Source organism: Qipengyuania sp. BR81-2 (assembly GCF_055693895.1).
On record NZ_CM146344.1, the window covers coordinates 1024730 to 1041424 of the forward strand.

Annotated in this window: 21 protein-coding genes and 1 pseudogene; 19 read left to right on the top strand and 3 right to left on the bottom strand. The window is 63.5% G+C overall.

Annotated features, from left to right (window positions below; translation table 11 throughout):
• Window positions 1-98 precede the first annotated feature (98 nt).
• From ACZ1G8_RS05015 to ACZ1G8_RS05030, 4 genes are all read left to right on the top strand, one after another.
• A complete protein-coding gene (locus tag ACZ1G8_RS05015; protein ID WP_221427457.1) occupies window positions 99-467 on the top strand; it encodes a response regulator in 369 nt (122 codons plus the stop codon).
• Between the two features lie 131 nt (window positions 468-598).
• The gene (locus ACZ1G8_RS05020) at window positions 599-844 is read left to right on the top strand and encodes an acyl carrier protein (protein WP_472680720.1); all 246 of its coding nucleotides are present in this window, start codon (window positions 599-601) and stop codon (window positions 842-844) included.
• Window positions 841-2091 carry a serine palmitoyltransferase gene (spt, locus tag ACZ1G8_RS05025; protein WP_472680721.1) on the top strand — a complete coding sequence of 417 codons (1251 nt, stop codon included), beginning with the start codon at window positions 841-843 and terminating at the stop codon, window positions 2089-2091. Before ACZ1G8_RS05020 ends, spt begins: the two co-directional genes overlap by 4 nt.
• A 281-nt stretch (window positions 2092-2372) precedes the next feature.
• Window positions 2373-2804, top strand: a complete 432-nt coding sequence (locus ACZ1G8_RS05030) for an OsmC family protein (RefSeq protein WP_472680722.1) — start codon at window positions 2373-2375, stop codon at window positions 2802-2804.
• A gap of 59 nt (window positions 2805-2863) precedes the next feature.
• On the opposite strand, the gene ACZ1G8_RS05035 is transcribed toward ACZ1G8_RS05030, so the two are convergent.
• Window positions 2864-3706, bottom strand: coding sequence for a sterol desaturase family protein (locus tag ACZ1G8_RS05035; RefSeq protein WP_472680723.1), 843 nt, complete (start codon window positions 3704-3706; stop codon window positions 2864-2866).
• A gap of 75 nt (window positions 3707-3781) precedes the next feature.
• Here ACZ1G8_RS05035 and ACZ1G8_RS05040 point away from each other — a divergent pair, with 75 nt between their 5' ends.
• The gene (locus tag ACZ1G8_RS05040; protein WP_472680724.1) at window positions 3782-4450 is read left to right on the top strand and encodes a Crp/Fnr family transcriptional regulator; all 669 of its coding nucleotides are present in this window, start codon (window positions 3782-3784) and stop codon (window positions 4448-4450) included.
• Here the strand turns inward: ACZ1G8_RS05040 and ACZ1G8_RS05045 are convergent.
• Together ACZ1G8_RS05045 and ACZ1G8_RS05050 are read right to left on the bottom strand one after the other, a co-directional pair.
• Window positions 4447-5121, bottom strand: a complete 675-nt coding sequence (locus ACZ1G8_RS05045; RefSeq protein WP_472680726.1) for an aquaporin — start codon at window positions 5119-5121, stop codon at window positions 4447-4449. The two genes, ACZ1G8_RS05040 and ACZ1G8_RS05045, sit on opposite strands and share 4 nt — an antisense overlap.
• A complete protein-coding gene (locus ACZ1G8_RS05050) occupies window positions 5118-5768 on the bottom strand; it encodes a YqaA family protein (protein ID WP_472680727.1) in 651 nt (216 codons plus the stop codon). Before ACZ1G8_RS05050 ends, ACZ1G8_RS05045 begins: the two co-directional genes overlap by 4 nt.
• A 235-nt stretch (window positions 5769-6003) precedes the next feature.
• On the opposite strand from ACZ1G8_RS05050, the gene ACZ1G8_RS05055 reads away from it, so the two are divergent.
• From ACZ1G8_RS05055 to ACZ1G8_RS05120, 14 genes and pseudogenes are all read left to right on the top strand, one after another.
• Window positions 6004-6498, top strand: a complete 495-nt coding sequence (locus ACZ1G8_RS05055) for a hypothetical protein (protein WP_472680728.1) — start codon at window positions 6004-6006, stop codon at window positions 6496-6498.
• Window positions 6482-7816 (top strand): DNA-packaging protein, encoded by a 1335-nt coding sequence (locus ACZ1G8_RS05060; RefSeq protein WP_472680729.1) that lies wholly within the window; start codon window positions 6482-6484, stop codon window positions 7814-7816. Before ACZ1G8_RS05055 ends, ACZ1G8_RS05060 begins: the two co-directional genes overlap by 17 nt.
• A 12-nt stretch (window positions 7817-7828) precedes the next feature.
• A complete protein-coding gene (locus tag ACZ1G8_RS05065; RefSeq protein WP_472680731.1) occupies window positions 7829-8983 on the top strand; it encodes a phage portal protein in 1155 nt (384 codons plus the stop codon).
• Window positions 8980-9288 (top strand): DUF6127 family protein, encoded by a 309-nt coding sequence (locus tag ACZ1G8_RS05070; RefSeq protein WP_472680733.1) that lies wholly within the window; start codon window positions 8980-8982, stop codon window positions 9286-9288. The genes ACZ1G8_RS05065 and ACZ1G8_RS05070 overlap by 4 nt, the downstream gene beginning before the upstream one ends.
• Complete coding sequence (locus ACZ1G8_RS05075; RefSeq protein WP_472680734.1) at window positions 9285-9680, top strand: HK97 family phage prohead protease; 396 nt, start codon at window positions 9285-9287, stop codon at window positions 9678-9680. Before ACZ1G8_RS05070 ends, ACZ1G8_RS05075 begins: the two co-directional genes overlap by 4 nt.
• A 75-nt stretch (window positions 9681-9755) precedes the next feature.
• Window positions 9756-10904 carry a phage major capsid protein gene (locus ACZ1G8_RS05080; protein ID WP_472680735.1) on the top strand — a complete coding sequence of 383 codons (1149 nt, stop codon included), beginning with the start codon at window positions 9756-9758 and terminating at the stop codon, window positions 10902-10904.
• Window positions 10905-10979: 75 nt separating this feature from the next.
• Complete coding sequence (locus ACZ1G8_RS05085) at window positions 10980-11507, top strand: head-tail connector protein (protein ID WP_472680737.1); 528 nt, start codon at window positions 10980-10982, stop codon at window positions 11505-11507.
• A 153-nt stretch (window positions 11508-11660) separates the two neighbouring features.
• Window positions 11661-12053 (top strand): tail completion protein gp17, encoded by a 393-nt coding sequence (gp17, locus tag ACZ1G8_RS05090; RefSeq protein WP_472680738.1) that lies wholly within the window; start codon window positions 11661-11663, stop codon window positions 12051-12053.
• A gap of 9 nt (window positions 12054-12062) precedes the next feature.
• On the top strand, window positions 12063-12470 hold the full coding sequence (locus ACZ1G8_RS05095; protein WP_472680740.1) for a phage major tail protein, TP901-1 family: 408 nt from the start codon (window positions 12063-12065) through the stop codon (window positions 12468-12470).
• Window positions 12464-12772: a gene transfer agent family protein gene (locus ACZ1G8_RS05100; protein WP_472681197.1), complete on the top strand. Its 309-nt coding sequence runs from the start codon at window positions 12464-12466 to the stop codon at window positions 12770-12772. The genes ACZ1G8_RS05095 and ACZ1G8_RS05100 overlap by 7 nt, the downstream gene beginning before the upstream one ends.
• Window positions 12773-12967, top strand: coding sequence for a phage tail assembly chaperone (locus ACZ1G8_RS05105; protein WP_472680742.1), 195 nt, complete (start codon window positions 12773-12775; stop codon window positions 12965-12967).
• Entirely contained in the window at window positions 12960-13523 is a 564-nt protein-coding gene (locus ACZ1G8_RS05110; protein WP_472680744.1) for a tail tape measure protein, read from the top strand. The genes ACZ1G8_RS05105 and ACZ1G8_RS05110 overlap by 8 nt, the downstream gene beginning before the upstream one ends.
• 12 nt (window positions 13524-13535) lie before the next feature.
• Window positions 13536-15843, top strand: a pseudogene (locus ACZ1G8_RS05115) (DUF2460 domain-containing protein).
• Window positions 15844-15911: 68 nt separating this feature from the next.
• The gene (locus tag ACZ1G8_RS05120) at window positions 15912-16655 is read left to right on the top strand and encodes a DUF2163 domain-containing protein (RefSeq protein ID WP_472680745.1); all 744 of its coding nucleotides are present in this window, start codon (window positions 15912-15914) and stop codon (window positions 16653-16655) included.
• Window positions 16656-16695: the final 40 nt, after the last annotated feature.

Genomic DNA, 16695 nt, shown 5'->3' on the forward strand with positions numbered 1-16695 from the left:
CGATTGTCTCCATCCGCCGATTTGTCGCCTGTCGGAATTGTCAGTCCCTCCGCTATTTCCTAAGCCCTGCCTCGAAAGAGACAGGAGATTTCGGCCCCGTGGCAAAGAGAATCCTCGTTGTCGAGGACAACGACCTCAACCGCAAACTGTTCTGCGACGTGCTGAAAGCGAGCGGCTATGAGGTTGTGCCGGTTTCGGATGGCAGCAATGTGGTGGCGACGGCAAAGAAGTTCCACCCCGAACTGGTGATCATGGACATCCAGCTGCCCAATGTCAGCGGTGTCGACCTCATCACCCAGCTCAAGGCGGATGCGGAGTTCGACGAAGTGCCCGTTCTCGCCGTAACCGCCTATGCCGGCAAGGGTGACGAGGAACGTATCCGCGATGCGGGCGCACAGGACTATCTCGCCAAGCCGGTGTCGATCGGACCTTTCATGGCGGCTGTACGCAAGCTGCTCGACGGCTAGATGCGGCCCTGCGCGCATTCGAATAGCCGCGTCTCGCGCTTGACAAGCGGCCCCGGAAACCGCTTTGCCGCCCCATTCGTTACGGTCCGCATAAGCGGGTCGCACTGCACAGGATAGAATTGGACCCATTCATGGACCGAGCACAGGTAGACGCGAAGATCCGCGAACTTGCCGAACCCTTCAACAAGAAGGGCGTGACGATCACCGAGGAAACGACTTTCCAGAACGACCTGGAATTTGACAGCCTCACCGTCATGGATTTCGTCGCCGAGATCGAAGACGAATTCGACATCATCATCTCGATGAACCAGCAGGCCGAGATCGAGAATTGCGGACAACTGGTCGACGCAGTGTGCAAGCTGCAGGCAGATTCATGAGCGAAGGCATTTCCCAGCCCGACCAGCCGCAGGAACTCGAGGGCGAGGGCAAGGACCTCTTCTCCAAGTTCGACGACATCATCGCGCTGCGCGAAGGACTACTGGCGACCGGTCAGACCGACCCCTTCAACCTCGTGATGGAGAAGGTCCTCTCGCCGACCCGCGCCATCTGCAACGGCCGCGAGACGATCCTGCTCGGCACCTACAACTACATGGGCATGACCTTCGACCCCGACGTGGTCGAGGCGGGCAAGCAGGCGCTGGCCGATTTCGGATCGGGCACAACCGGCAGCCGTGTGCTCAATGGTACCTACCAGGGTCACAAGGAGTGCGAGCAGGCGCTCAAGGACTTCTACGACATGGACCACGCGATGGTCTTCTCGACCGGCTACCAGGCCAATCTCGGGATCATTTCTACCATCGCGGGCAAGGGCGATTACATCGTCCTCGACATCGACAGCCACGCCAGCATCTGGGACGGCTGTGCGATGGGTCAGGCCGAGGTCGTGCCGTTCAAGCACAACGACATCGAGGCGATGGAAAAGCGCCTGAAGCGCATCCCCGCCGATGCCGGAAAGCTGGTCGTGCTTGAAGGCGTCTACTCGATGCTCGGCGATGTCGCGCCGCTCAAGGAGATGGTCGCTGTCGCGAAGAAGTATGGCGCAATGATCCTTGTCGACGAGGCGCACTCGATGGGCTTCATCGGCGACAATGGCCGCGGCGTCGTGGAAGATGCAGGCGTGATCGACGATGTCGATTTCATCATCGGCACCTTCTCCAAAAGCGTGGGCACCGTCGGCGGCTTCTGCGTCTCGAACCATCCCAAGTTCGAGATCATGCGCCTCGTTTGCCGCCCCTATGTCTTCACCGCATCGCTGCCGCCCTCCGTGGTCGCGACGGCAGAGACCAGCATTCGCAAGCTGATGCACGGCTCGAACAAGCGCGCGCACCTCTGGGAAAATTCGAAGAACCTCCACAAGGGGCTTCGCGAGCTCGGATTCAAGCTGGGCACCGAGGAGCCGCAGAGCGCGATCATCGCCGTGGTCATGCCTGATCTCGAACAGGGCGCGGCCATGTGGGAAGCGTTGATCCGCAACGGTCTCTACGTGAACCTCGCAAGGCCGCCGGCAACTCCTGCGAACATGACGCTGCTGCGCTGTTCGCTTTGTGCTGAACACAGCGAGGAAGAGGTCGGCCAGATCCTCGAAATCTTCGAAAAGTCGGGCAAGGAAATCGGCATCATCTGATCCCGGCCCGATCGGCAACGATCACTGTCATCGCAATTCTCAAAACGGCTCGCGGGTAACCGCGGGCCGTTTTCGTCGAACCTTCCTGTGTCCCAAATCACAGGAGAACGAGAATGCAGACCCAGATCAACACCAGCCGTTTCACAATCCTCGGCGGCACATTCGGTTCTTTCGCCGCGTTGCTTTCCCTTGCGACGCTGTTCGCGCCCGAGATCATGATGGCGATGTAGCTGGAACCGAGGCTTCGATCATGCGTCGGGTTGGCGAAAGGAACTTGGCATATGAAAACGACCAACACCGGCAGCGCGACCTACGAGGGACTAGGCAAGGACGGTAAGGGCCACGTCTCGACCGGCTCAGGCGCCCTCGCCGCCCAGCCCTATGGGTTCAACACCCGCTTCGAGGATGCACCGGGCACCAATCCCGAAGAGCTGGTCGCGGCAGCGCACGCCAGCTGCTTCACCATGGCGCTGTCTTTCAAGCTCGCCGAGGCCGGCTTTTCCGATGGTCATGTGACGACCAGTGCCGAAGTGTCGCTCGAAAAGCAGGATGACGGATTTACCGTCACGAGATCGGCCCTGTCGACCAAGGGGAAGATCCCGGGCATGGACCAAGCGAAGTTCGAAGAACTGGCAGCCGACGCCAAGGCGAACTGCCCGATCTCGAAACTGCTGAATGCAGAGATCACTCTCGAGACGCGCTTCGAGGGCTAAAATGACCTGACGGATTAGAAAGGCCGGTCGGGGGATCGAAGTCCGACCGGCCTTTCCGTTCAGGCGACCTCGGCGGTCGCCCCCTCTCCAACCGGTTGTTCGATCTTGTTCTCGGGAAACACGGGCCACATCAGCTGCTGGCCGAGTGTGGCCGGTGCGAGATTCTCGACACCGTAGCTTTTCGGATAGCTGCGCGTGATCTTCGCGGTACCGAACAGCACGTCCCAGAAGAACAAAAGGTTGCCATAGTTGCCCTTGTAGTGGGTCGCCTCGTCTTCGGCATGGCGGCCGTGATGAGCATGGTGCGTGGCCGGCGTCGAGATCGTCCGCTCGACCACCCACATAATCGGTGACAGCCATTTGATCGCGTAGAGCGGCTTGTCCCAGGCGACGTCCGAGTGGGCTCCGGTGATCACCAGCAGCTTCACCACGATGTAGGCCGCATAGACCCAGCCGAGCCCGAGGTAGATCAGCACCCCCGACAGCCAGATGCCGGGCATCATAGCATAGTAGAACAGGTTGTTGCGGTACACGAGGCGCACGCTCATGTACTTCGCGTTGTGATGCGCCCGGTGGAGGTTGTAGAGCCACGGGAAGGTGTGGCTCGCGCGGTGCCACCAATACTGCATCATGTCGTCGAGGATCAGGAACAGCCCGATCGCCGCGAAGACGTTGATTCCGGCAAGCGCACCTTCGTATTGCGGCGCCACCAGTCCTGCCAGCGCGGCTGCGGAGAACAGCACCATCGGCTGGGTGAAAGCGAGCAGCACAACCATGCTGACTGCCTCGACGATCCCGTCGTCGCGGGTCTGCTCTTCCTTCGAGAACAGCTTCGAACGCCACAGCTCGAGCGCGGCGAAACCGAAATAGATCGCGATGATGGCAATGGTCGATGAAGGCATGGGTCTTTTCCCGGCAATCTTGTCGAATCTCCTCCTAGCCTTTATCCAGCCTCAATAATGTCCAGAATTTTACAATTGAGCGCGACTCGGCGCTCGCTTGTCACGCCGATGCTGTTTTCGGCGCTCGATAGTGCGCTCCAGGCGCACCTGATCAGGACTTCGCGCGAACGGACATTTGCAGACGGACAGATCATCCAGCAGCGCGGCGACCCGGCCGACGGGTTCTGGCTGATAGAGGAAGGCGCAGTGCGCGTCGGCCAGTTCCTACCCGATGGCGAGTTTCGCGCGGTGGCCTTGCTCGGCGCTGGCGACTCCTATGGCGAACTGGCCGTGTTTTCAGGAAAGCCGCGGATCGTCGACGCCATATCGCGCGGCGAGAGCCGGGTGCGCCTCATCGCGGCACGACCCTTCCTCGATGCATTGGCGAACTATCCCGCCTCGACGCGAGAACTGCTGGGCGCCTTGTCCGAGCAGTTGCAGGACACGCTCTCGATCCTTGCAGGCCTGAGGCACGGCACCAATCCTGCACGTCTTGCGGGTCTACTGGCTACCATGGCCGGAGATGACGAAGGCGGGGCCAGCGTCACCATCACCCAGCAGGAGCTCGCCGACCTTCTCGGCGTGACCCGCGCCACTGCCAATGCTGCGCTGAAAGACCTGCAGCGTCGCGGGCTGATCGAGCGCGGCTACGGACGCATCCGGATTCCCGATTCCGAACGCCTCGCGCGCTTCGCCCTGGACTAGTCTTCCTGCCTCCCGGAGTTCACCAGCCATCCGGCGAGAACCGTCGCCGCGATGGCTCCGGCAATCTGCGCAAGGATGAAGCCGGGCACGTCCGCAGGCGCGATACCTGCAAAGCTGTCGGACAGGCTGCGTACCAACGTGATCGCGGGGTTGGCGAAGCTGGTCGAGCTGGTGAACCAGTAGGCGGAAGTGATGTAGAGCGCGACGGCCATGGGTATGGCCTCCGCCCTCGTGCGAAGCAGGACGAGGATTGTCAGGACGAGGCCAAAGGTCGCAACGAATTCACCGGTCCACTGGCCAAGGCCTGCGCGCGCCTTGGTCGAGAACTGCAGGATAGGCATGTCGAACATTAGGTGGACCGCAAAGGCGCCGATCACTCCAGCCGCGATCTGGACGAGAACAAATGCAAGCGCCGGCCGGATCTCGATTTCGCGCCTGAGCGCGAAAGCCAAAGTCACCGCGGGATTGAAGTGGGCCCCGGAAATAGGGCCCAGCATCGCGATCAGAACGTAAAGGATCGCGCCTGTCGCGACCGTGTTGGCGAGCAGAGCCAGCGCGTCATCGCCCTGCGCCAGTGCCTCGGCCATAACGCCCGAGCCGATCACGCCTACGAACAGGAAGAAGCTGCCGATCGCCTCTGCGGTCAGGCGGCGCGGGAGCGAATAGGTCACTGGACCTGCTCGAGCTGGGCGCCGGAGCAAACCCCGCCCTCTTCATCCTCGTTGCCCCCAAGCTGCGTCAGCACCAGGACGCCGCCGACGACAAGGACCACGAAGATCGTCGTGACTGTGCCCAGGTACTTGTCGATCACTCGCTTGATCGGGGCGCCGAAGACGCGGAACAGGATACCCACTGTCATGAAGATGAGCGCGCGGGCGAACAGGCTCGAGAGTACGAATGTCGCGAGGTTCATACCGACGAAACCGGCGGTAATCGTCAGCAGCTTGAAGGGAACCGGAGTCGCGCCCGCGATGAGGATTGCCTCGAAGTCGTATTCTTTGAGGTGGCAAGCTGCGACCGGAAATGCCTCGGTCAGGCCGAGCACCGAAATCAGCCAGACGCCCACCGTGTCGTACAGTCCCCAGCCGATTGCATAACCGAGCAGCGCGCCCGCGACCGATGAAAGCGTGGCGACAGTGGCGAACTTTACCGCCTTCTTCGGCTCGGCAAGGCACATGAGGCCGAGGAGCGGATGCGGCGGGATCGGGAAGAAGCTCGATTCGACGAAGCAGAAGAACGCCAGCCACCACACCGCATGCGGGTGCGACGCCTTTTCCATCGTCCAGTCGTAGAGCCCGCGAAGCGGTTTCATGATCATTGCAGGAGAGGTCTCTCAGGGCAGAAAAGGCGGCCCAAGGGTTAGGCGAGCGCCACGAGCTTGGCAATCGTGTTGGAGCGCCTGTCGAACTAACCTATTTGGCACTTTTATCTTGACATCGTAACGCTGTTTTGGCACATACAGGGAACATCGCGATAGTGTGATTCACTCGGGAGGGGCGGCCATTCGGTCGCCCTTTCGCGTCTGGCGACATCGCGCAACCGGGAGGCATGTCATGGCCGGACAACGCCGGGCTTACAGGGAGATGCGCCCGCAATTCCGCGAAGGGGAAAATGGCCGGGTTTCGACCAAGTGGCGCTCGCTATTCCTCGATTATCTCGCCGAAACGTCCAATGTCACCGAGGCCGCGAAGCGCTGCGGCGCCAATCCGAGCAGGGCGTACAAGCTGCGCCGGACCGATCCCGAGTTTGCGCGCCAGTGGCGCGATGCGTTGCTGGAGGGATACGAGCATCTCGAGCTCGAAACCTTGCGCCGCCTTCGCGAGGGCGTTCCGCCGGAAGGCCCGAAGTTCGATATTGCCAATGCGCTGAGGCTTCTCGCGCTTCACCGCGAAACCGTGGCCCGCGAGCGCGCCAGGATCGAAGACAGCGACGAGGCCAGCGTGCTCGCCTCGCTCAACCGCAAACTCGAGGCCATGCGGCAGAACGAGCTGGCTCTCGCCGGCAGGAAGCGGGCCAAACCGGACAGGGCGCATGAAGCTGACGTCTGAGTTCCTCGCGTGGCTGCGCAATCAGGACCAGGCAACGATGCGAGGCCTCATTGTGGGGCTGGAGGAGCGTGAGCGGGCGGCCATCGCCTACGACTGGTCGCTCTGGGCCCGTGCCAGCCAGTTGCCGCCGGAGGGCAACTGGTCGTGCTGGCTCGTTTGCGCGGGTCGCGGTTTCGGCAAGACCCGCATGGGCTCCGAATGGGTCCGCGAGCAGGCAATCGGCAATCCCGATGCGCATATCGCGCTCGTTGCCGCCAATTTGGGCGAGGCGCGCGCCATCATGGTGGAGGGCGAAAGCGGGCTGCTCAACATCTGCCCGCCGATGTACCGGCCCGAGTTCGAGCCTTCGCGCCGCCGCCTGACCTGGCCAAACGGTGCGGTGGCAACGCTCTATTCGGCAGCCGAACCTGACACGCTGAGAGGACCGCAGCATTCGCATGCCTGGTGCGACGAGATCGCCAAGTGGTCTACTGCATCCGACCGCGCGACGCAGGCCTGGGACAACCTGCTCATGGGGTTGAGGCTCGGTGACGATCCGCGCATCGTCGCGACGACCACCCCGCGGCCCGTGCCGCTGCTACGCCGCCTCATGCTCGAGGAAGGCTGCGGGCTGGTGGAAGTCACGAGGGGCTCGACATTCGATAATGCCGCCAACCTCCCCGCCGCCTTCATCGGCACGATGGACCGGCAGTTCGGCGGGTCGGCACTCGGGCGTCAGGAACTGGAAGGCGAGATGCTCGAAGATGTCGAGGGGGCCTTGTGGACCCGCTCGCTTCTCGAGGCCTGCCGCGCGGATACTGGCGCCGAGGCTCCGGTGCGCGTGGTGGTCGGCGTCGATCCCCCTGCCAGCGCGCATGGCGATGAATGCGGTATCGTGGTCTGCGCGCTTGACGAGGCAGGCGAAGGCCGGGTGCTGGCGGATTGTTCGATCGGCCCCGCCTCGCCCGAACGCTGGGCGCGCGCGGTCGCCCAAGCTGTCGCCGCCTGGAACGCCGACCGCGTGGTGGCGGAAGCGAACCAGGGCGGCGCGATGGTGGCAAGCGTGCTGCGCGCCGCGGACATCTCGCTGCCCCTGAAGCTGGTGCACGCGAGCCGCGGCAAGGCCGCGCGCGCCGAACCGGTCGCCGCGCTCTACGAAGCCGGGCGGGTAGGCCATGCCGGCATGTTCGCGAGGCTTGAGGACCAGCTCTGCGGGCTGATGGCAGGCGGCGAGTACAAGGGCCCGGGCCGCTCTCCGGACCGCGCCGATGCGCTGGTCTGGGCACTTACGGAGTTGATGCTCGGCAAGGTCTCGCGGCCAAACATTCGAAATCTCTAGCAAGGAATTCCCATGTCATTCCTCTCCAGTCTCGCCACCCCCTTCAAGGGCGGGGGCCAATCGCGCGTGCCTGTCTCGCGCGGTTTCATCTCGCCCTGGGCGAGCGCCTTCGACGTTACTCCCGCCCGCTCGCCATTCGACTATTCGCGCGAGGTGGGAGAGGCCTATCTCGCCAATCCGGTCGCCCAGCGTGCAGTCCGCACCGTCGCGGAAGGGGTCGGCGGTGCGCCGATCGCCTATCCCGACGAGAGGCTCGAGCGGCTGGTCGAATGTTCCTGCGGTTCGCAGCCGCTACTCGAAGTACTCGCCGCGCACCTCGCCCTCCATGGCAATGCCTATGTCCAGATCGTGAAGGATGCGGCGGGCGTGCCGGTCGAACTCTATCCGCTGCGCCCCGAGCGTGTGCAGGTGGTGGCCGGGGACGATGGCTGGCCTAGCGCCTATCGCTACATCCTCGCCGACCGCGCGTTGACAATCACGCTCGAAGATGAAGGCGGGTGGCCGAACATCATCCACCTGAAGAGCTTTCACCCCACCGACGACCATTACGGCGCCGGCTCGCTCGCCGCCGCGGCGCCAGCAGTCGCGATCCACAATGCCGCATCGGAATGGAACCGCGCGCTGCTCGCCAATGCCGCGCGTCCCTCCGGCGCGCTGGTCTATGACAGCGGCGATACCGCAGGCCTCAGCGCCGAACAGTTCGATCGCCTCAAGGCAGAATTGCAGGCGGCCTTCCAGGGCGGCGGCAATGCGGGGCGGCCGATGCTGCTCGAAGGCGGGCTCGACTGGAAAGCGATGAGCCTTTCGCCCGCCGACATGGATTTCGCGACCCTGAAAGCCGCTGCGGCGCGCGACATCGCGCTCGCATTCGGGGTGCCGCCCATGCTGCTCGGCCTGCCGGGCGACAACACCTATGCAAATTACCGCGAGGCGAACCGCGCCCTGTGGCGCCTGACCCTGTTGCCGCTGATCTCGAAGATACTGAAGGGCCTGCAATCGGGCCTCGCCGACTGGTTTGACACCGCTCCCAGCGTCGATCTCGACCGTGTCCCTGCGCTCGCGGAGGACCGCGAGAAGTTGTGGTCGCAGGTGAGCAGTGCGGACTTCCTCGATGCAGATGAGAAGCGCGAAATGCTCGGCCTTGCGAGCAGAAAGGATAGCCAATGACCCGCGAAGACATGTTGGCGCGGCTGGTCGCGCAGGCCGATACGCAAGGGGCCGACCTCGTGACCTTGCGCGCGATCGTCGAAGAAAGCTCGGAACTCGGCGCGCGGCGCGTGCTCGGGCGGCTCGGCCTCGACGATGCCGATGCCCAGGAAGATATCGACGAGCTGCGCGAGCTGCTCTCGGCATGGCGCGATGCCAAGGCTTCCGCCTGGAAGGCCGGCGTCGAATGGCTGGTGCGCGGGGTGCTTGCGCTGCTGCTGGTCGGGATCGCGGTGCGCCTTGGCCTCAGCGAGCTAATATCGTGACGCTCAGGATAGCCGGATACGCGGCTCTCTTCGAAGTGGCCGATGCCGCGAAGGACACGATCCGCAAAGGCGCCTTCGCCCGCACGCTCTCGGAAAGTCGCGGCCCTTTCCCGCTTTACTGGCAGCACCGTCCCGACCAGCGGATCGGCTGGGTGGAGACCGCGGGCGAAGACGAACGCGGACTGCGGATCGTGGCCAGTATCGACAATCCCCAAGGCCGCGCCGCAAAGCTGCTGCGCGAACGAGCCGTGAGCGGCCTCAGCTTCGGCTACCGGGCCCGCTCCTATCGCCGGACACCCGAGGGCCGTGACCTCGCCGACATCGAACTCTTCGAAGTGAGCGTGGTGACCCATCCGCTCCAACACGAGGCGCGCGTGCACTTCGTCGCCTGACACCCTCTCCCAACTCTTTCCCATCGCCGCCTTCCGGGCGGCTTTTTCATGCCCGCAAGAAAGGTGAATGCCCCTATGGATACCCCTACGACCACCCCCGACCAGGCCGAAGCGAGCTTCGACATCGTAGCCCGCCAGGACAAGACCGAAGCCGACGTCGCATCGCTGCGCAGCGATGTCGACGAGGTGAAGACCCGCGTCGACAAGATCGCCCAGGCTGCAACCCGTGCAGCGCGTCCGGCAATCGGCGGAACCGAGGACGCCGCGCCCGAAGTGAAGGGCTTCGTCGACGGTTACCTTCGTCGCGGCGCGACGGCCGAATTCAAGTCGATCAGCGGCGCCGTTCCGAGTGACGGCGGCTATGCCGTCCCGCGCCAGATCGACGCGATGATCGCCCGCGAACTGCAGGAGATCAGCCCGATCCGCGCGATCAGCCAGGTCGTGCAGACCGGAAGTGCGGGCTATCGCAAGCTCATCTCGACCGGCGGCACCTCGTCGGGTTGGGTCGGCGAGACCGCAGCCCGCCCCGAGACCGACACGCCCGACTTCGCCGAGATCGCCCCGCCGACGGGCGAACTCTTCGCCAACCCGGCTGCCTCTCAGGCCATGCTCGACGATGCCGGCTTCGACCTCGAAAACTGGCTCGCCAGCGAGATCGCCATGGAGTTCGCCCGCGCCGAGGGTGCAGCCTTCGTCGGCGGCAGCGGAGTCGACCAGCCGATGGGTTTCCTCTCTACGCCGGTCTCGGCTGCAGAAGATAGCCTGCGCGCATTCGGTACGCTGCAGTATGTCGGTTCGGGCGACGCATCGGGCTTTGATGCCAATCCGGATGCCAAGCTGATCGACCTCGTCCACACGATGAAATCCGGCCACCGTCAGGGCGCGAGCTTCGTAATGAACTCGGCCACGCTCGCCGAGGTACGCAAGCTCAAGACCGCCGATGGCGCCTTCCTGTGGCAGCCGGGCCTCGTCGAGGGCCAGCCTGACCGCCTGCTCGGCTATCCGGTGATCGAGGCCGAGGACATGCCAGATATCGCGGCCGGTGAATATCCGATCGCATTCGGCAACTTCCGCCACGGCTACCTAATCGCGGAACGCAGCGCGACACAGGTGCTGCGCGACCCCTTCACCAACAAGCCCTTCGTCCACTTCTACGCCACCAAGCGCGTGGGCGGCCAGGTGCTCGACAGCAATGCGATCAAGCTTCTGAAAATCGAAGCCTGATCCGAATAGCGCCCGCGCCGCCACCCCTTCGGCGCGGGCGCACACTTCTTCCCCGCCCATCATTGCGAGCCGTACATGAAAAACATTGCCGCCCCGGCGAGCCTGTCGGGCGCGCCGCTTGCCGAGCTCAAGAGCTGGTTGTCGATCACCACGAACGGCGAGGACGAACTCCTCACCACGCTCGTCGCCAGCGCGATCGCGCTGTGCGAACGATTTACCGGTGTCGTGCCTTTGAAATCCGGAGTGCGCGAGACTGTCCTGCCCAGCCTCCTGCCGCAGCCGCTCCAAGCCGGGCCATTCATCTCATTGACGGGTGCGGAAGCATTCGAAGGCCTGCAGCGCCGGGAACTCTCTTCCGGCGAATACCGGATCGACCTTGCAAGCGATGGCACAGCGAGCTTCTCGCTGCCCGAGATAATCGGTGAACCGCAGATCGAAGTCACATATTTCGCCGGCCTCGCGAGCGAATGGCAAGAGATAGACGAAGGCTTGCGCCAGGGCATCATTCGCCATGCCGCCCATCTCTATCGGGAACGCGAAACGGCAGGCGCAGCCCCCTTCCCGCTTCGATTGCCGCGCTGTGGCGGCCTTGGCGGAGGCTGAGGCTGTGACCACGCTGGCAGAAGCACTCGAGCGCCGGGCGACCGCGCTTGCCTTCCGCCATGGCAAGCGGCGCATTCGCAATAATGCATCGGCCGGCTCCGACTGGCGAGATCAGGGAGTGCTCTGGCCGACATTCACAAGAGGATCATCGTGATGGAAAGTGCGTTCCGCACCGCTCTCATCGAATGGTTGGGCAGCGATGCCGACCTTGCGACGTCGCTCAATTCGATTCGCGAAGAGGGGCCCTCCCCAGCCCCGGCACCGAGCCTTTCGATCGCGGCCAGCGCAAGTGCGGACTGGTCGACCAAGACCACCGACGGGCGCGAGGTCCGCGTCGCTTTCGAGCTGGTCGACCGCACCGACGAACCCTCGCGCACGTCCCAGATCGCAGAGCGGATCGAACAGCGCATCGCGACACTCGCTCCCGAGCAGCCGTCCTATCGGGTCGTCTCGACCCAGTTCCTGCGCAGCCGCGTGGAGCGGCGCGCCCGTTCGCAGCGTGCAGTGCTGCTCGAATACCGCTTTCGTCTTCTCTCGACACTCTAGGAGTTCACAATGACAGCTCAAAAAGGCGCCGCCTTCCTGCTCAAGATCGGCGATGGCGGAACCCCTGTCGCCTTCGAAACGGTCGCTGGATTGCGCACGACCAACATGACGATCAACGGCGACACCGTGGTGGTGACCCACAAGGACAGCGGGGGCTGGCGCGAACTGCTGTCCGGCGCAGGAACACGCTCGGTTTCGGTCAGCGCTTCAGGCATTTTCCTCGGCTCGGATGCCGAGAACGCGATCCGCGCGCATGCCCTTTCCGGAACGCTCGACGACTATGAATTGAGCTTCGAGGACGGGGCGAAAATGCAGGGCGCATTCCTCGTCCAGCGGCTCGACTATTCGGGCGATTTCAATGGTGAGCGCACCTATTCGCTCCAGCTCGAAAGCTCTGGCGCAGTGGTGCCATCGTGACCGCAAGTAAGGCGCGCGGCGAGGCGGCAATCCATGTCGGCGGGCGGGAAATGGTCCTCCGCCCCACTTTCGAAGCCCTGTGCCGCGCGGAAGAGGAATTGGGATCGCTCTTCGCGCTAGTCGATCGCGCCGCCGACGGAAAGCTTCGCCTGGCCGAGATAGCATCACTCTTCTGGCATTGCCTCGAGAGGCAGGACGCTTGCAGTCGCGAGCAGGTCGGTGAGGCCGTGCTCGACATGGGCCTCGCCAAGGCATCGGTGCCGCTCAAATTATTGCTCGGCCAGGTGCTGCGCGGTCGCTGAATGGACCGCACTTTCAACGGCAACACGTTGGAGCTCGCTGCGCTTTCCGCACGCCTGCTCGGCTGGACGCCCGCGACCTTCTGGGCCGCGACACCGGCCGAACTGGCCGCGTGCCTAGGCCCGGGCAAGGCCAGCGCAGCGCCCCCGAGCCGCTCCGAGATTGACCGCATGATCGAAAGGGATCGCAATGGATGAGGAATTCGAAGAGCTGGTCGTCTCGGTGAGAGCCGAGACCTCCGGCTTCGCGCAGGATGTGGCAAGGATGAAGAGCGAAGTCGACGGCACGCTGCTTCCAGGTCTCGATTCGGCGGGCAAGGTTCTGGAGCGAAGCCTGACTGCCGCATTGCGCGACGGGAAGCTTGGCTTCGAGGAGCTGAAACGCACCGCGCTTTCCGTTCTCGACGAGATCGCCGGAAAGGCCATGGCGACAGGCCTCGGGCAACTGTTCTCCGGCCTCGGCGGGCAGGGCGGCGTCGGAGGCTTGCTGAGCGGTCTCTTAGGACTTCCAGGACGTGCCACCGGAGGCCTGGTTTCCCCCGACCGGCCCTATCTGGTCGGCGAACGAGGTCCCGAACTGTTCGTCCCCGATGGCGCAGGCCGGATCGAAACAGCCGCTGCGATCGGAGCTGCGCGGAACGACGTGCGTGTCTCGATCAACCTCGCCCAGCCGCGCGGAGCGTCCGCGCCTACCGCGCTCCAGCGATCCTCGCGCCAGGTGGCGAGCGCCGTGCGGCGCGCCCTGGCCAATTAGGAGCAGGCAGACATGGCTTTCTGGCTAGCTTCCGAACGCCGGAGGCAACATTCCGACTGGATACCGCGGTTCGATCCGCGGTTCTGGACAGTCAATTTCCCGCGCCCGATGATGGCAAGTGTCGTCACCACTGCGCATGACGAGATGCGCGTGAACTGCGAGTTCTATCACGAGGGCGAACTCGCGGGATTGATCTGGGAAAGCGAAGACAAGCTCGACCATCCCCTTCTCGCCTATGAGAACCAGCGAGACTATTCGCACTGTGTCCTGAGCTTCCGCTGGCGATCTTCCGGGCTCATCGAGCTCGACCAGCCCAATGGACCAACGCTTACAATTGAGGGTCGCGATGCCAATGGCATTGCGCGTTCGTGGTACGTACGGCTGTGGAACTACGCCAGCGGTACACCGAGCGATGCGCAGATCACCCTGCCATTCTCCGAGCTTCAATCGGGATACGCATTGCCGGGCGAGGCAATCGATCCGCGCGATATAGATCGTATGTTCGTCAGCCTCGCGCCAGAAGGCTATGTCGAGGGGTCGACTGAGAAATTCTCCACGCGCATCGATGGCTGGGCTGAGGTCACTGAGGTTTCGTGTGAAGGCGAGCGCGCCATGCTCGAGATTGGCGATGTCATGATCCCCGCCCATGGCGAGCAGATGGCAACGGCTTATGACGACGCTTTCAACCAGACCCCGGCAAGGCTCCTGCGACAAGTCGAGCAGCTCGGCTATCGCGGGCGCATCGTCCACTATGTCGGGATGAGTCACTATTACCGGCTGAGCCCTAGCAACATGCAGGTCGATCTCAGCGGCGATCTGTGTGAACCCGCCCGCGCCTGGCACGCCGATTTCTTCAACCGCGCGGTCGCAATGGATTTTGCTCCCATTGCTTCGCTCTCGTTCGAATTGCTGGCGCAGGATACGCCAAGCTGGTGCAACCAGCGCGATGTTTTCAGCCACCCGGCCCGGACCGGGTGGGATCCGCCGTCGACGTTGCTGTCACCTCTTCGCCCGGCTGCGCTCAATTTCCTGAAGTTCGTAGCGGCAAATTTTGTCGCGCTGCTCGAGGAGGCGGGGGCGGACGTCCTTTTCCAGATCGGCGAGCCTTGGTGGTGGGTTCAGCCTGACAGTTTCGCTCCGTGTATCTACGACGCCAAGGCACAGGAAGCGTGGGGCGCCAACAAGCCCGCCATCACGGACCTTCGCAAGCCGCTGTCCGATGCGCAAAAGGACCTGCTCGATCGTGCAGGCGAAGCGCTGGCGCAGGCAACCGCCGATTTGGCCCAAGCAGTGCGCGACGCGGCTACCGGCGAGGCCGAGGTTCTCCTGCTGACCTTCACGCCGACCGTGCTCGATCCGGCAATGCCGGAGTTGTACCGTGCGAACCTGCCGCAAGGCTGGGCCTACCCCGCCTTCGACCGGCTGCAGTTGGAGGATTACGACTGGCTGACCGCCGGTGCAGACGCAGCACGCCGCAGCGCTTTGGACTTTGTCGATGCGCGGCTCGGCTATCCGATCGAAAAACAGGATTATCTCGCCGGCTTCGTACTGGACCCCGGGGATGCTCCCGCATTCTGGCCACGCATCGATCATGCGCTCGATGAGGCACGCGCGCGCGGCGTGAACCAACGCTTTGTCTGGGCGCTGCCGCAGGTGTCGCGCGACGGATATACGAGATTACCAACCTATGAGGAGGACGAGGTGAACCCCTTCGACGATGTCACCTATCCGCTGTCGCTGGGCACGAATGCCTCGGCGAGCCCCGAATTCTCGACCAGCGTTGCGGTCACCGCTTCGGGACACGAGCGGCGCAATGCCCTGTGGAGCGATGCGCGCATGCGGTACGACGTCGGTCCCGGCGTGCGCTCACAGAGCGAGCTGCGAGATCCTGCTCGACTTCTTCCGCGCCCGGTTCGGACCGGCCCGAGGATTTCGCCTGCGCGACCCCCATGACTTCAGTTCAAATGGCGGAGCAGGAGAACCGTCTGCGGAAGACGAGATCATCGGTCTCGGCGACGGTCTGTCCGCCGACTTCCAACTGCGCCGGAACTACGGTGAGCAGCAAAGGCCGATCACCCGGCCGGAGGACGGCAGCATACTGGTCAGTATCGATGGGATTCCGGCGTCCGGTTGGACGCATGTCGGGAAAGGCCTGATCCGCTTCGATGTTCCTCCATCCGCCGGCGCGGAAATTCGGGCGGGGTTCCGCTTCGACGTGCCGGTACGTTTCGCTGAAGACCGCCTCGACATCTCGGGGGCCACTTTTGCAGCGGGCGAGGCACCATCAGTCCCCCTTGTTGAGATCCGGGAGGCTTCATGAGCCGGGTGTTCTTCGAGAGCGAACTCGATACGGTCGCCGCATACTGGCGGATCCACCGGCGCGACGGCGTGACGTTGGGCTTCACTACACACGACCGTGATATCTGGTTTCAGGGTATCTTGCATCGGGCAGCCCCCGGCATGCTGCCTTCGGCTATTCGCAAGACGATAGACCTTGCCGACGACGAGGCCGAGATCGAGGGCGCGCTGGCACACGACACCATTCGCAGCGCGGACCTTTCTGCCGGACGCTTTGATAATGCGCGCGTGGAAACCGGCGTCATCAATTGGCAAAGCTTCGAGACCGCCGCGCTCTATTCGGGCTCCATCGGATCGGTAAGGCAGGACGCTTCGGGCTTTTCGGCCCGGTTGCGCTCGGCGAAGGCCGACCTCGACATTGACCCGGTTCCACGCGCCAGCCCTTCGTGTCGGGCAAGATTCTGTGGGCCCGCCTGTTCGCTGCCGGCCGAAGCATTCTCGCTGCGAACGAGCATCGCATCGGTCGACTTCGAAACAAACAGCATCGCTCTTTTGGTCGGCGATCACGCTGCTTACGTTCACGGCGAGATTCGCTTCGTGGATGGACCGCTGACAGGCATGACTTCGCGACTTATTTCCCTGCGCGGCGGATACCTGGAGCTGGAAGACCTGCTCGATCAGGGTCTCGAGCCTGGGCACCGGGTTCGCGTTCGGCAGGGCTGCGACAAGACGATTTCGACCTGCGCGTCACGTTTCGCCAATGCGGTGAATTTTCGCGGGGAGCCCTTTCTCCCGGGCAACGATCTTCTCGCGCAGTATCCGCAACCACGATGACATCGCTCGCCGAGTGCTTCGCAGCGCAAGCGGAGGCACT